The 14,902-nt window shown below is 41.4% G+C and carries 12 protein-coding genes; 5 read left to right on the top strand and 7 right to left on the bottom strand.

What is annotated here, in order from left to right:
- Positions 1–84 precede the first annotated feature (84 nt).
- Positions 85–981 (top strand): AraC family transcriptional regulator, encoded by an 897-nt coding sequence (locus PSH54_RS01840; RefSeq protein WP_273605322.1) that lies wholly within the window; start codon positions 85–87, stop codon positions 979–981.
- A 79-nt stretch (positions 982–1,060) separates the two neighbouring features.
- Positions 1,061–2,092 (top strand): LacI family DNA-binding transcriptional regulator, encoded by a 1,032-nt coding sequence (locus PSH54_RS01835; protein ID WP_054981726.1) that lies wholly within the window; start codon positions 1,061–1,063, stop codon positions 2,090–2,092.
- A gap of 73 nt (positions 2,093–2,165) precedes the next feature.
- Here the strand turns inward: PSH54_RS01835 and gtfA are convergent, their stop codons facing one another.
- Positions 2,166–3,638 (bottom strand): sucrose phosphorylase, encoded by a 1,473-nt coding sequence (gene gtfA, locus PSH54_RS01830; protein ID WP_273605321.1) that lies wholly within the window; start codon positions 3,636–3,638, stop codon positions 2,166–2,168.
- A 173-nt stretch (positions 3,639–3,811) separates the two neighbouring features.
- Between gtfA and PSH54_RS01825 the strand changes: the two genes are divergently transcribed.
- The 3 genes from PSH54_RS01825 (at position 3,812) to PSH54_RS01815 (ending at position 8,642) form a co-directional block, all read left to right on the top strand.
- Positions 3,812–5,029 carry an MFS transporter gene (locus tag PSH54_RS01825; protein WP_121638347.1) on the top strand — a complete coding sequence of 406 codons (1,218 nt, stop codon included), beginning with the start codon at positions 3,812–3,814 and terminating at the stop codon, positions 5,027–5,029.
- 163 nt (positions 5,030–5,192) lie between these two features.
- Complete coding sequence (locus PSH54_RS01820; protein WP_024032781.1) at positions 5,193–7,583, top strand: TonB-dependent receptor; 2,391 nt, start codon at positions 5,193–5,195, stop codon at positions 7,581–7,583.
- Positions 7,584–7,694: 111 nt separating this feature from the next.
- A complete protein-coding gene (locus PSH54_RS01815) occupies positions 7,695–8,642 on the top strand; it encodes a carbohydrate kinase family protein (protein WP_273605320.1) in 948 nt (315 codons plus the stop codon).
- Between the two features lie 42 nt (positions 8,643–8,684).
- Here PSH54_RS01815 and PSH54_RS01810 read toward each other — a convergent pair whose 3' ends face one another.
- From PSH54_RS01810 to PSH54_RS01785, 6 genes are all read right to left on the bottom strand, one after another.
- A complete protein-coding gene (locus PSH54_RS01810; protein WP_273605319.1) occupies positions 8,685–9,137 on the bottom strand; it encodes a nuclear transport factor 2 family protein in 453 nt (150 codons plus the stop codon).
- 154 nt (positions 9,138–9,291) lie between these two features.
- Positions 9,292–9,672 carry an STAS/SEC14 domain-containing protein gene (locus PSH54_RS01805; protein WP_004589535.1) on the bottom strand — a complete coding sequence of 127 codons (381 nt, stop codon included), beginning with the start codon at positions 9,670–9,672 and terminating at the stop codon, positions 9,292–9,294.
- Positions 9,673–9,897: 225 nt separating this feature from the next.
- The gene (locus tag PSH54_RS01800; RefSeq protein ID WP_064387078.1) at positions 9,898–10,590 is read right to left on the bottom strand and encodes a cupin domain-containing protein; all 693 of its coding nucleotides are present in this window, start codon (positions 10,588–10,590) and stop codon (positions 9,898–9,900) included.
- Positions 10,591–10,681: 91 nt separating this feature from the next.
- On the bottom strand, positions 10,682–12,148 hold the full coding sequence (locus tag PSH54_RS01795) for a carbon starvation CstA family protein (protein ID WP_004589533.1): 1,467 nt from the start codon (positions 12,146–12,148) through the stop codon (positions 10,682–10,684).
- A 280-nt stretch (positions 12,149–12,428) separates the two neighbouring features.
- Complete coding sequence (locus tag PSH54_RS01790; protein ID WP_024032786.1) at positions 12,429–13,346, bottom strand: carbohydrate kinase family protein; 918 nt, start codon at positions 13,344–13,346, stop codon at positions 12,429–12,431.
- Between the two features lie 2 nt (positions 13,347–13,348).
- A complete protein-coding gene (locus PSH54_RS01785) occupies positions 13,349–14,872 on the bottom strand; it encodes a mannitol dehydrogenase family protein (RefSeq protein WP_024032787.1) in 1,524 nt (507 codons plus the stop codon).
- Between the last annotated feature and the right edge of the window lie 30 nt (positions 14,873–14,902).

The raw sequence follows: 14,902 nt of genomic DNA, 5'->3' as shown, positions 1-14,902 counted from the left end.
AGCCTAACAAGCCCCTAAAAACTTGATTAGCTGTCCACAAAAGTTGTCTGTGAGTCCACACTAATAAAAGCCAAAAGGATTGATATGCACACATCTCAGTTAAACAAAAAACGCCAACAACTTGATGTTTTAATAGAAAATAAAGTGACATTTGCAGCAGATAACAGCGAGTTGAGCATTTACGACACGTACCAACGCGCACAAAAGGTGGCACTGCATTCAAAGGAGTTACTGTTTTGTGCCATGCTCAGCGGTAAAAAAGTAATGCACGTAGAAAGTAGCCAATACCATAAAGCATTTTTACCCCACGAGTCGTTTGTATTAGCGCCAGAGCAAGGTGTATTAATTGATTTTCCACAGGCATCAATGCACGCCCCAACCACATGTTTAGCAATTGAAATAAGCAAAGATAAAATAAACGCTGTGGCAAATGCGCTTAACATGCAGCAAAGCTTTGCACACGATGGCGGCTTATTCGAGTATGTTCCGCAATTGGTGCATAGCCAACATAATAGCCAAATACAGCAATTATTAGAGCGCATGGTGCATTTATTTAGCGAACAAGGCGCACAGCGACATTACTTAATTGACTTATCGTTAAACGAATTGATCACCCGGTTGTTACAACAACAAAGTCGCGACTTATTACTCGCTAATAGCGATAAACCACGCCTTAAAACAAAAATAAGCGATGCACTGCTTTATATTGAAGAGCACTTAAACGAAACGCTCGACATAAATACCTTGTGCAAAATAGCCTGCATGAGCCGCAGTAAGTTTTATCAGCAGTTTAAATTGGCATTTGGCACTACCCCAGCCCTTTGGCAGCAACAATTAAGGCTTAAAAAAGCCCGCAATCAATTACTGCAAGGCCATGCAATTAGCCAAGTGTGCTTTGATGTTGGGTTTAATAGCGCGAGCCACTTTAGTCGTGTATTTAAACAAACCTTTGGCATTGCGCCTAAAGAGTGCCGGCATTAAGGCTAAAACCTTATTTTTTACTTTGCTAACGCCCTGAATATGTTAGTTTATTAACATGAGTATTGAGTAAAGAATTGGTATGAGTAAGCAAACCCGCTGGACCCTAAAAAGTATTGCTAAAGAGTTAGGTGTATCTAACGCAACAGTCTCTAATGCGTTTAACCGCCCTGATCAGCTATCGGCTAAACGCCGAGACGATATTCTTGCAGCGTGTAAAACATTGGGCTATTACGGGCCCAATAAAGCCGCGCAATCGCTTCGCAGTGGTACGTTTAATATTGTGGCGTTAGTGCTGCCCGATAGTGTGGAATATATGGTGTCGGACCCTGTGGCCAGTAGCTTTATGCGGGGTGTAACCTCGGTGCTTGAAAAAAACGGCATTAATGTTTTATTGTTTTCTGGTAATAGCGATAACCTTAACAGTGTGGTCGACTTTGTAGATGGCTTTATTTGTTATGGCCGCCCTCGAAATAACGCATTAGTAGAGCAGTTAAAAACGGTCTCTAAACATGTGGTAACTATTGATTTTGATATAGCCCGCAATGCCTCAGTAAATATTAATAACGAGCAAGCAAGTTACGAAATAGCCAAGCATGTTTTAAAAAATCAAAGCGATAAAGTCGCTATTTTAGGCTTAAGATTACTTGATGAAAACGTATTGTGCCGCGTATATGAGCACCACGAATTTGAAACGGGGCAATCTATTTCGCACCAACGTTTACGGGGTTATCAACGTGCTTTAAGTGAGGCAAATATAACCGTAGCTGATGACCGCATTTGGAATATACCTGAGAGCAGCGAGCGTTTTGCTAATATTGCCGCTAAAGAGGTGTTAAGTGCCTCCCCCCGCCCTAACGTTATCATTTGTATGAGTGATTTAATTGCCCTTGCCACCATGAGAGAAGCGATAAAACAAGGCATAAAAATAGGTGAAGAACTGCGTATTGTCGGCTTTGATGGAATAGACGAAGCCGCTCGTTTTGTGCCGCGCCTAACCACTATTCATCAAAACAGCCAAGAAAAAGGCGTAATGGCCGCCGAACTATTTATATCTAAAGAAGAAAAAATATGTGATGTAAGTTACGAGCTAGATATTGGCGCAAGTGGTTAATAGGTTATGTTAAAAAGGACTGGGTAAACAAAAGCCAAGCTCAAGAGCTTGGCTTTTATGTTTTAATAGCCTGTTAGGCTAACAATGCGTTTAAACTTATCGTTGTTTCTTCATCACCATTTACTTGGGTAATAAGTGCATCTCGCGTTTTAAAATTAACACTTAATGCAATAGACTTATCTTCAAGTTGCCACGTTAAACAACATATTCCCTGTGTACCGTGAGCACTAAACTCTCCTGCAAAAGCGGGGTACTCATTACGTAATTTAATGAGCTCTATTAAACCTTTTACTACAGGTTTATTGAGTGCGTGCTCAATTGTTTCACTATTTAAATACGGACGGTTAATATCACGGCCCACATTGGTACGCGCAAGTAAATCCATATCGTTTTCGCAGGCAAATAAACCACCGTAGTACACTTGCGGCACACCGGGGGCAAAAAACTGTATGGCACGCGAAATCAAATAATCTAAATCGTTAGCGCCTAATGCATTGTAATACGTGCAATTTACTTGGTATAAATCAACGTTACTGGCAGCAGCACCTGTAGCTTGGCGGCTTTGGTTGTTACTGTTGGCATGCATGGTTTCTACAAGGGTATCTATTTGCTGTGCATTTAATAGCCCTGGCTTGTCGCCCATTGGGCCAGCATCAATAATGCCTATGCCGTCGTGTGTATCAAGTACCGTTAAACAGTTGCGTGGTGAAATTTGTAACCATTTAAGTAATGCATCTACATCGTTATTAAATAAGCTATGTAAAATAAGCGGCGGTAATGCAAAGTCGTAAACCATGTTTACACGCTTTGCTACTTCTACTTGTGTTTGGTAGTGGCTATGAATTTCAGCAATGGTTTCCATGCCAAGCTCGTTTGCTTGCTTTGACAAGTTATCTAGGTAGCCAAAGGTTTCGTCTAGCATAAAACAGTTAGTACCGGCTTGTTTAATTGCGTAACCCGCTGCATCTAAACGAATAATATTTACGTTATTTTCAGAAAACTTAGTTAATACGTTATTTAAATACGCAATACCCGCTTCAACTTTTACGTTTATATCAATTTGGTTATCGGTAAACGTGGTCCAAAAGTCATACGTTTGACCATCGCCACACTGCATTGGCGTAAAACAGCTACCGGGGCGCGGGCGATAAATGGCTTGTTGCTCAGCTTCGCTCATACCATTTGGAAAAACGTCTTCTTTTGTTAAAAACAAATCCCAAAATTCTGATTGCTTGCCTTTAGCTAGCACATCTTGAAACTGATAAGACTGCGCTGAAACATGGTTAACGATTAAATCAGCCATTAGATCATGGTTTTCACCCAGTGCTTGAATATCAGCCCATGTACCAATGCGAGAATCTACTTCGCTGTGATCAATCGGGTCAAAGCCCGCATCGCTTCCATCAATAGGATTATAAAAAGGTAAAAGGTGCACACCACCAAATACGCCCTTCAAAGGACCTTTTAACAATGTTGTAAGTGCGTTTATATCTTGACCTGTGATTCGATCAGCATATGTGATCAATTGAACTTTATTCTTCATCATGTGTGATTACCAAGTTGAAACTTAATCGATTAAGATATATCTTTAACTAGCACGTACAATTTTACAAGTAATTTTTAAATATTTTACATACAAAAGTTGTGGCAAAGGTAATACTAACTAGAGTAAGTGATTGAGTTATTACTATAACTTGAGCCACAACGAGGAAAAATCACATGACGAATTTACACACACACTCGCAAAGCGACCCAATGCAGCGCATACGAATACTCACTTACATGATGTTTTTTATGTTTGCGATGACCTCAGATGCAGTAGGTATGATCATCCCTGAACTAATCACAGAGTTTGGTTTAAGTATGACCCAAGCCAGTGCTTTTCATTATGCACCTATGGCACTCATTGCCTTTAGTGGCTTGTTTTTAGGCTTCTTAGCCGACAGCCTAGGCCGTAAACAAACCATAATGCTGGGCTTACTTATTTTTTCGCTCAGCTGCTTTTTGTTTGCCTTTAGCAATAGCTTTTCGGTGTTTTTAATTTTGCTGTGCTGTATAGGGCTTGCCATTGGTTTATTTAAAACCGGCGCACTAGCGCTACTTGGCGATATATCTGCAAGTAACGCAGAGCACACTAAAACCATGAACAAAGTAGAAGGCTTTTTTGGTATTGGTGCCATCGTTGGCCCTGCGCTGGTAGGCGTACTGCTTACTCAAAACGTGAGCTGGACTTACCTGTACATTATTGCCGGCGTTATGTGTTTAATTTTAGCGTTAATGGCATGGCGCGCCGACTACCCAAGTGTTGTTAAAAGCACAGAAAAGCCCGCTTCACTTGCCACCACCATGAAAATGATTAAAAACCCGTACGCACTTGGTTTTTCGTTGGCTATTGCATTATATGTGGCTACCGAGGTTGCTATTTACGTGTGGATGCCAACACTTTTAAAAGATTACACAGGCTCGTGGCCTTTACTTGCAACCTACGCACTTACTATATTTTTTGTATTACGTGCTGCTGGGCGCTTTATTGCTGTATGGCTTTTAAATCACTTTAGCTGGCAAGGGGTCATGGCTTATTTAAGTTTAGGCATCGCGCTGTGTTATGTAGGCACTTTGGTAGGCGGTGTTGATTGGGCGGTAGGCTTGCTTCCGCTTTCGGGTTTATTTATGTCGATGGTTTACCCTACTTTAAACTCTAAAGGTATATCGTGCTTTCCTGTTGCACAACATGGTGCAGTAGCGGGTGTTATTTTATTTTTTACCGCGCTTTCGGCCGCACTTGCGCCTTTATTTATGGGCATGATAAGTGATTACTTTGGCCACGTGCGCTACGGTTTTTACTTAGCTACCGGCTTTGCTGTGATCTTATTTTTAGCCATGCTTTATAACTTTTACCGCGACCCTGCGGCAAAAGCATTAACTAAAAATGCATAAATGGCTGCTCAAGCCAGAATAAAAATACCTTTAAAATCAATATAAAAACAAAAAAAGTGCAAATTACACACAAAAATAATTTGCATATTGTAAAAACTTTGTTATTTTTACTTAATCGATTAAGTAAAAATAACAAACTCACACAACACAATGAGGCGTTAACATGACAACACACCACACACCTTTATATTTAATCAGTGCCTTAGCACTTGCAGTAAGCCAAGGCGTTCATGCACAAGACGAGCAAGAAACCAAAGTGCAAGCTAAGCAAGGGCTTGAAACAATTGTTGTTACCGGTGTACCTCGCCGCACAACTATTATGGCATCGAGCTCATCAGTAAGCAGTTTATCGCTTGAGCAAGTTGAGGTATCAACGCCACGCTCAACGGCTGAAGCATTTAGAATTATTCCGGGTGTTCGCGCTGAATCAACAGGCGGTGAAGGTAATGCAAATATTGCGGTGCGTGGCTTACCTGTAGCATCGGGTGGCGCTAAGTTTTTACAACTGCAAGAAGATGGTCTGCCTGTAATGCAGTTTGGTGATGTTGCCTTTGGTAACGCCGATATTTTTATGCGCCTTGATAACACAGTGCAAACAATCGAATCAATTCGTGGGGGCTCAGCCTCTACATCAGCCAGTAATGCACCTGGCGGCATAATTAACTTTATTTCTAAAAACGGCGAAAACGAATCGGGTAGCGTATCTACTACTGTTGGCCTAGATTACGACAGTGTACGCACCGACTTTGAATACGGCACCTATTTAACCGACAGCGTGCGTTTTCATGTAGGTGGTTTTGTACGCCAAGGCGAAGGCCCGCGCGAAACAGGCTACACATCAAATAAAGGTGGCCAAATTAAAGCAAACCTTACTAAAGATTTTGAAAACGGCTACGTACGCCTTTATTACAAACACCTAGACGATAAGAGTGTTGGCTACCTTCCTATGCCAATGTACTCAAATGGTGATTCTATTGCCGGGTTTGATGCGCAATCAGATACACCGCATTCAGCATTATTTACCAAAACAGTGCGCCTAAATGGCGAAAACCAAATTAGCAGTGGCGATTTACGCGACGGCATGAACCCTAAAGTGGATGCGGTAGGTTTTGAAGCTGTATTTGATTTAGATAACGATTGGCGTATCGAAAACCGTTTTCGTAAATCGTCAATTAGCGGCAACTTTAACTCGCTTATTCCTGCTGAGGTTGGCAGCGCATCATCTATTGCACAAAGTATTGGCGGTGTAGGCGCAACACTGAGTAACGCAAACACAGGCGAAGCATTTAATGATGAACTTGCCATGCGTATTCACACTTTTGATGTAACGCTTAATGACTTTGGCTCTATTGTTAACGATTTTAAACTAACTAAATCGTTTAGCGATGACACTAGCCTAACCTTTGGTTACTTTGCCTCTACACAAAACATTGCTATGTCGTGGTTATGGAACTCGTACTTAATGGAGCTTAAAGGCGACAATGCGGCACTTTTAAATGTAACCGCAGCCGATGGCACTGAGTATTCAGAAAATGGTTTATATGCATACGGCACGCCTTATTGGGGTAACTGTTGTCAGCGCGATTACGACACCGAGTACGACACTCGCGCACCGTATGTTGCGTTTTCAACAAAACTTGGTGATGTAAGCATTGATGCAAGTGCCCGCTACGACAGCGGTGAAGCACGCGGTAACTACGCAGGTGCCGTAACCTCAACAGTAGATATGAACCGCGACGGTACTATTTCTATTCCTGAGCAAAACGTAGCAGGTATTGATATAGCTAATGCAAGCCCAGTAAATTACGACTGGAGCTATTCGTCTTATTCTGTAGGTGCTAACTATCAAATTGACCCAAGCCTAGCTACGTTTGCACGTATTAGTAAAGGCGGGCGCGCAAATGCAGACCGTTTATTATTTGGTAAAGTACGCAGTGACGGAAGCGTAGCTGATGAAGATGCAGTAGATGAAGTAAACCAATTTGAGATTGGTGTGAAAAAACGTTTTGATTCGTTCTCGGTATTTGCAACAGCCTTTTACGCAGAAACAGAAGAGCAAAACTTTGAAGCAACATCGCAAACCTTTTTCGACCGTGAATACGAAGCAAAAGGGATTGAGGTTGAATCAACTTACTTTATGGATGCATGGGACTTTAGAGGTAACTTTACTTGGACCGATGCTGAAATTGCAAAAGATGCGCTAACTCCTGAAGTTGTAGGTAACACACCACGTCGCCAAGCGGATTTAATTTACTCATTAATGGCGCGTTACAGCTACGATAAAGGCGCGGCAGGTGTAAGCTTTATTGGTACAACCGATGCTTACGCACAAGATAACAACGACCTTAAGTTTGACGGCTACACGCAAGTAAATGCGTTTGTAAGCTACGACTTATCAGAAAACTTAAACCTTGCGCTTAATGTAAACAACCTATTCGATACAGTAGGTATTACAGAAGCCGAAGAAGGCTCAGTACCAGAAAACGACATTATTCGTGCCCGTACTATTAACGGCCGCACTACGTCGGTTACTTTAAAATACGCTTTTAACTAAATGTGTGTATTGCGCTGCAGTGAGTCATCGCTGTAGCGCCTTTTAAAGTATGAATAAATAACACCCTTCATGTTTTAGCCCAGCTTTGCTGGGTTTTTTAGGATATTCCAAATGACCAAACTCCTGTGCTTAGGCGAGCTTTTAATTGATATGCTGCCACAAGATGCTCATAACTCAGCGTACTTACCCATCCCTGGTGGTGCACCTGCTAATGTTGCTGTTGGCTATGCCAAACTTGGCGGTGAGGCTGCATTTTGTGGTGGTAAAGGTGACGATCATTTTGCCAATCAATTAAGTAATGCACTGGCGCAATACAATGTAAATACAGACTATTTAATTACCATTGCTGGCTCACAAACCGCCATGGTAATAGTAAGCCTTGATGAAACAGGCGAGCGCAGTTTTGGCTTTTATCGCCATAACACAGCCGATGTACTTTTAACCCAAGCGCATTTAGCGCAAATAAATTGGCAAAGCATAAGCACCCTGCACTTTTGCTCAAACACCCTAACCGATCCAGCCATAGCTAGCACAACGGTTAAAGCGCTAGAACTTGCTAAAACACATAATAAGCTCGTTAGTTTTGACGTAAATTTACGCTACAGCTTGTGGGAAAACACCCATGATATAGCCAGCAATGTACAAGCCTGCTTCGCTTATTGCGACATAGTTAAACTTTCGCGTGATGAACTTAATTTTTTAGCAAAGCATAGCGAAACAACGGGCGAAGATTACATTCAAATACTATTAAATACCGGAGTAAAACTGGTGTTTTTAACCGACGGGCCTAAGCCTGCTACGGTTTACCACAGCGCATTTATACTTAACGAATCGGCACCAAAAATAAACGCAGTAGATACAACAAGCGCGGGCGATGCCTTTATAGCGGGGGTTTTATACTATTTAAATAACTTAGGGAGTAATTTAGTGCTGACAGATAAACTAAATGATGAAACCAGCATAAAAAACGCCCTGCACTTTGCCCTTCAATGTGGCTCTAAAGCGTGTTTAGCTAAAGGAGCATTTCCGGCATTACCTGTGCTGGCTGATGTAATATAAACAGTTAAAGCCCCAAATAGCGGGGCTTAACCTAATTTATAATTATTGCTTAATAAAAGTAACGCCTTTAGGTGTTTCACCTTGTGGTAAACGGGTTGAGTGCATTTGCGATAATAGCCATTTGTCACCCACTTTTGATACAACCACGCTTTCTAACCAATAAATGTCACCGCTTTTATCGGCGTTTTTAAAGTTGGCTTTATTCCAGTAATTAATAAACGCAACGTTTCCTTCTACACGCGAATTTATAACACTAAAATAATTAGTTCTTATGTAATCAGCGGGCTTAACAACATTTACAAAGTCATCAATAGTCCACACTTCACCGTGCTCTAAAAGCAAGAATGAATCGTCAACCGCCGCGCGCATTTTTGCGTGATCAAAGTTAGAAACAGCTAAAAATAAATCGCTCACGGGCGTAAATATGTTGTTGTCTTTTGCATGTATTGATGTAGAAAATATGAGTAATACCAAAAGGGCAAGTACATGTTTCATTGTTATTATAATGTGTAGTTTTATTAATACTAAGGAGTGTATTTTAATTAAGCAGTATTAACAATTAAAATAAAGCAAATTCAAAAACTTATTAACGCTCCTATATAAAAAAGCACTCTGTAAGAGTGCTTTAACTTAAACTTTATCAATCAAGCTATTCATCTAGCCAATCGATGGCGGCGGTGGCGTTTTCGTAGTATTGCACCTCACCCGATATAAACCAGTTGCCTATTTTAGCCATGCGGGCTTGCCATTCTTGATTGCCATAAATAGCAATTTTATTAAATTCTTTTGAGTGTCTTACACCAAGCTTTAAATCATCCCACGCGGCGCGAAGCTCCCAGCCTTCTAGCTCGCTGGCATCAATAAGCACGTTTGCTATAGGGTGTTTAACCTCGCCAAGCGCTGAGTCGATCATGGGGGTAATGACTTTATAGTCGTCGTGGGTTAGCGTTCCTACAGCTTTTAGTTTTAAAAAAAATTCTCGGCCTGCGCGTTCAATACCAATAGATAAACCATGTGTTGTGTGTACCATGCTGCTCTCCTTAATCGGGTGCGCTTATGTTATTTACAGCCTGTGTGAATGGGTTTAATAACGAAAGTTGGAGTTAATTAAAGCCTATAAAGTGAAATTATTCCCTTTAAAAAATAAAAACCCCCAAAATACCCATCACTTACTGAGTTAAACCATAAAACTACACCGTATTAAGTTAATTAGTACTGAACTAAATCAAACAATACTGCTAAATAATGTTACTTGCTAGGCGTTTTGTACGCGCTCTATTTGCTTATCTACATCTGTTAAGTGCCCTAATTTAAGCCACACTTTTGCACCTTGCTTACCTGCAGTTATATTAAGCTCACTGTTAATAGGCAGCCTTAACCAGCTGTGTTTTACTAATACGTCTGTTTGCTCACTTATATCGCCTTCAAGCACGAGTAGCTCAGCACCCTCGCTTGCGCTAATTTGCATGTTAGCGTCTGCCTCAAAATGCAATAAGCTCACATCTTCAAAGTCATCTTTATAAAGTGGGGTTATGGCAAGGCCTTTATATGTGGCGTGTTGCACGCTGCCCATATGCTGTGTTTGTAAGCGTACGTGGGTTCTATCTTGTGGTTGAAATTGCCAAAGCTTTACAAATATTATGCAGCCTTCATCGGAGCCTGGTTTGTGCTTTGATTGCGGTGGGTTACGAATATAAGAGCCTTGTGGAAAATCGCCATGCTCATCTTGAAATACCCCTTCTAGTACAAAAAACTCTTCGCCGCCTGTATGCACATGAGGCGAAAACTCGCTCCCTGGTGCATAACGTACAATGCTTGTAGCACGGGCTACTTCTGCGCCTACTCTATCAAGTGGGCGCCTATCAACGCCCGCCATTGGCGAAGGGTTCCAATTAAGTTGCTCACTATGAACAACGACTCTCTGGGTAAAATCGGCGGCTATTTTCATTTTATTACCTTTAAAATTGCATAGTGTGAGGGTAAATTTTATGCATAAAAAAAGCGAGCTTATTAAGCTCGCTTATTTAACTTTTATCACTTTACGCTACATCTAGCTTTTTATGCTTAGAGTGTACAAACACTAAACCTACTAAGCCAATAACAACCACAGCGGCACCAATTGGTTTACCTAAGTCGGCCGATAAATTAAAGCCAATAGCAGCAGTCATAATGTACGAAAGTGTTACGCCAGTAGCGATAACGGCAGGTATGCTGGTGATCCAGTGGAATGCACGTCTATCAAATAAGTACTTAGTTGCAAGCCATAATACACTGGTTGAAAGCAGCATGTTTGAAAATGCAAAGTAGCGCCAAATAACCGAGAAATCTAATTTAGTCATAAAAAAGGCAATCGTTAAAATTGGCACTGCCAGTAATAAGCGATTACGTAAGCTTTGCGGAATATTAAACGCATCAACCACGGTTAAACGCAGTGAACGGAACGCCGTATCGCCAGAGGTAATAGGGAACACCGCAACAGCAATAATGGCCATAATACCGCCCATTACGCCTAAGTAGCTATTTGCTACATGGTTAACCACTAAACCTGGGCCACCTTGATCAAGCAATGCTTTTAAGCCAGCGTAGCCTTCTGGGAATGCAGCAATACCCGCAAGTGCCCATACACAACCTACAATGCCTTCACACATCATTGCGCCGTAATATACTGGGCGTACGTATTTTTCGTTTGTTAAACAGCGGGCAATAATAGGCGCTTGGGTAGAGTGAAAGCCACTAATAGCACCACAGGTAATGGTAATAAACAGTAACGGCCAGGTTGGCAGGCCATCAGGGTTTGGCTCTAAAAAGTCATGCGCGTGGTCGGCTTCAAAGTAGGCTAAAAAGTCGCCTGCAACTGGTAAGTGTGGCGCATCTAGTAATAACGCACCGGCTATTAATGTAGTCATTACAATCATTAATAAGCCAAATAGCGGGTAAAACTTAGTAATAATTTTATCAATAGGTAGCAGCGTTGCTAAAAAGTAGTACGCTAAAATAGCCAAAACCCAAAAAGTATTATTAGCAAAAAAAGTGCCTTCAAATACATCTAAGTTACTTAATAAGCCTGCTGGGCTCATAATAAATACAACGCCCACAAAAAACAGCAGCATGGCTGTAAATATCAGCATAAAGCCTTTAAACACAACGTTGTAATAGTGCCCTGCTATTTCTGGTAAGCTTTTGCCATCTTCTTTAATGCTCATCACACCCGAGAAGAAGTCGTGTACTGCACCGCCTAATACGTTACCAAGCACAATCCACACAAGTGCTACCGGTCCGTAAAGCGCACCTAAAATTGGGCCAAATATAGGGCCTACACCCGCAATATTTAAAAACTGAATTAAAAATGCACGCACAGGGTGAATGGCTACATAGTCAACACCTTCGCTAAAGCGTTTTTGTGGTGTATCAACTGTTGTATCCATACCTGCTTGTTTTTCAACAAACGGGCTATAAAACTTATATCCCAGTATTAAGATTGTTATGCAGATAAAAAAGATGATCATAAAGCACGTTTCTCTTTTTGTATTTGGAGTATAGAGCGCCTAATTGCCGCCCCGCCTTTCAATCCATGAATAATCGACGAACATTAACAAAGTATTAATCCCCCCGCTATAAGACGAATAGCTAATACACCTCTCTATTTAAGCCACTTTTTATACACCTTGCTCAACACTTAATCTAAACGGCTTTATTAATAAAAATTAAAACAAAAAAAAGCGGCTTTACTATAAAAGTAAAACCGCTTACACACACAATGATTGGGTGTAACTGTGATTTTTTACGTTACGCTGGGCTCATAAACTCGTTAATTTGTTCATGAGTAAGTGTAGGTGTAGCACCGGCACTTTCAGCCACCATAGCACCTACTGCACACGCAAAATCAACAGCATGTTGTGCACAATCGCTACTACAAAGCTGATAAATTAACGACCCTAAAAACGAATCCCCCGCGCCTACTGTATCCACAACGCTAATTAAATAACCTGAGTTATAATAATTTTCGCCTTTTATGGTTAGTAGTGCACCGTGGCTGCCTTTAGTTACACATAAGTATTCGGTGTTAGTTTGCTGTGCAATAAACGCTAAGTTTTGCTCAAGTGAATGGAACTTACAGCCCATTGCTTTGGCAATTTCGTAAAGCTCTTCATCGTTTAATTTGATGAAGTCGGCTTTATTCATTAAATCTACTAATGTGTCTAACGTGTAGTGTGGCGCACGTAAATTTACGTCAAACACTTTAAAGTTAGCTACATCAACTAATTGGTTTAATGTAGCAAGTGAGGCTTCGCTTCGGCCAATTAGGCTGCCAAATACAAATACATCACTGGCTTTTACTTTTTCAATAAGTGAGTCTGTAAGCTCAATGTTATCCCACGCAGTGTCGGCAACTATTTCGTAGCTGGCTGAGCCGCTTTTATCTAAGGTAACTTGTACTGTGCTGGTTTTTTTGTCGTTATTAACGCCAATGTATTCGCAGCTTACGCCTTTGCTTTTAATTTCGCCTAGTAGCTCAGTACCCAGTTCATCGTTACCTACAGCGCTTATCATGTCGGCTTTAATGCCCAGTGAGTTAATACGCACACACATGTTAAGCGGCGCGCCGCCTAAGCGTTTATCGTTTGCAAAACAATCCCATAGTACTTCGCCAAAGCAACTTACGCTTACGTCTTTACCTTGTTTAGAATCAATTAAAATGCTCATTATTAGTTACCTTTAGGCTCAAGCACGTTATTCATAATTGCTTTAATTTTGCTTGCCGGTGCGTATAACGCTTCTACATTGTTTTTGTAGTGAGACGTAAAGGCACTTTGCGTGTTTAAATCACCAAATAAGCTTGTTAGCGATAAAAATGCAAGGTCATCAGTCGCCGTTTTAGCCGCGGCTTCATGTAACTCGCTTTGCATTGCATCAATTATTTCAAGCTTATTGCCTTGCTCATCTTCGCCTTTATCGCTGTAAAAACACCATGCAGCAATAACCAGGGTCGCAAGTGATACATCACGGCCATGGGCTAGATTTTCGTTAATAGTGGCAATTAAAAACTTAGGTAGCTTTGCTGCGCTTTCTGAACAAATGCGCGATAAGCTGTCTTTAATGTTTGGATTAGCAAAGCGCTCAATTAGCGTGTCTTTGTAGATTTCAAGATCAATGCCTTCTAATTTCTCTAGGTTAGGCGTTACTTCTCTATCCATAAACGCACGTAAGTACTTTGCAAATAAAGGATCTGATACTGTTTCGTCAATTGTGCCGTAGCCATGTACAGAGCCTAATAAACCCAGTACCGAGTGGCCTGCATTTAATAAGCGTATTTTCATGGTCTCAAAAGGTGTTACGTCACTTACAAATTGTGCGCCAACGCTATCCCAATCTGGGCGTCCGCAGCAAAATGAGTCTTCAATTACCCATTGCGTAAACGACTCACAGGTAATTGGCCATTCATCGCTAACCCCGTACGCATCAACAACGTAGTCAATATCGCTCTTTTTAGATACTGGCGTAATACGGTCAACCATTGCATTTGGGAAGGTTACATTAGTAGCAATCCACTCGCTTAGCTCTTTGTCTTGCTCGGCCGCAAAGGCAAGTAGCATTTTACGCGTTACATTACCGTTGTGCTGAATGTTATCGCACGACTGTACTGTAAACGCATCAAGGCCTTGTTCTTTACGTAGCTTTAACGCAGCAGTAATGTAGCCAAACGCCGTAATTGGGTCGTTCGGGTTATTAATGTCGTTAATAATGTCTGGGTTTGAGTAGTCAAACTCACCCGTAACTGGGTTAAAGTTATAGCCGCCTTCGGTTATGGTTAACGACACAATATGCGTATCGCTGTGCGCAAGCTTATTAATAACCGCTTGTTTGTCCTCTGGAGCAAACAAAAAGTCAATCATAGAGCCAATAACTTTGTTATCTATTTGCCCATTTGGGTGTCTTACCGTTAGCGTGTAAAGGTAGTCTTGCTGCTTTAAAATATCGCGCAGACCACGGTTACCTTCTAATAAGCCAACACCACAAATACCCCACTGTTCAGCACCTGGCGTTTTTAATAGCTCGTTAATGTACACCGCTTGGTGAGCTCGGTGAAAGCCGCCCACACCAATATGAACTATACCCGCTTTAAGCTTACTACGGTCGTAGTTTGGTGTATCTACATGGCTTGGCATATCTGCCAAGCTTTGTTGGTTTAGCCCTTTAACAAGAGCGTCAGTGTGCTGGTGTTGCGTCATGGTGCGGCCTTACTAAAACAATATTAAAAA

This window comes from Pseudoalteromonas sp. Angola-30 (assembly GCF_028599215.1).
In the GTDB taxonomy this organism is placed as follows: domain Bacteria; phylum Pseudomonadota; class Gammaproteobacteria; order Enterobacterales; family Alteromonadaceae; genus Pseudoalteromonas; species Pseudoalteromonas atlantica.
This window is presented reverse-complemented; position numbering and strand designations above follow the sequence as displayed.

Excerpts from the sequence above, each read along its gene's own strand:
- PSH54_RS01800 (WP_064387078.1), bottom strand. The coding sequence starts at position 10,590 with ATGAAAATAGCCGCCGATTTTACCCAGAGAGTCGTTGTTCATAGTGAG.
- PSH54_RS01820 (WP_024032781.1), top strand. The coding sequence starts at position 5,193 with ATGACAACACACCACACACCTTTATATTTAATCAGTGCCTTAGCACTT.
- PSH54_RS01835 (WP_054981726.1), top strand. The coding sequence starts at position 1,061 with ATGAGTAAGCAAACCCGCTGGACCCTAAAAAGTATTGCTAAAGAGTTA.
- PSH54_RS01785 (WP_024032787.1), bottom strand. The coding sequence starts at position 14,872 with ATGACGCAACACCAGCACACTGACGCTCTTGTTAAAGGGCTAAACCAA.
- PSH54_RS01810 (WP_273605319.1), bottom strand. The coding sequence starts at position 9,137 with ATGAAACATGTACTTGCCCTTTTGGTATTACTCATATTTTCTACATCA.
- gtfA (WP_273605321.1), bottom strand. The coding sequence starts at position 3,638 with ATGATGAAGAATAAAGTTCAATTGATCACATATGCTGATCGAATCACA.
- PSH54_RS01825 (WP_121638347.1), top strand. The coding sequence starts at position 3,812 with ATGACGAATTTACACACACACTCGCAAAGCGACCCAATGCAGCGCATA.
- PSH54_RS01790 (WP_024032786.1), bottom strand. The coding sequence starts at position 13,346 with ATGAGCATTTTAATTGATTCTAAACAAGGTAAAGACGTAAGCGTAAGT.
- PSH54_RS01815 (WP_273605320.1), top strand. The coding sequence starts at position 7,695 with ATGACCAAACTCCTGTGCTTAGGCGAGCTTTTAATTGATATGCTGCCA.
- PSH54_RS01805 (WP_004589535.1), bottom strand. The coding sequence starts at position 9,672 with ATGGTACACACAACACATGGTTTATCTATTGGTATTGAACGCGCAGGC.
- PSH54_RS01795 (WP_004589533.1), bottom strand. The coding sequence starts at position 12,148 with ATGATCATCTTTTTTATCTGCATAACAATCTTAATACTGGGATATAAG.
- PSH54_RS01840 (WP_273605322.1), top strand. The coding sequence starts at position 85 with ATGCACACATCTCAGTTAAACAAAAAACGCCAACAACTTGATGTTTTA.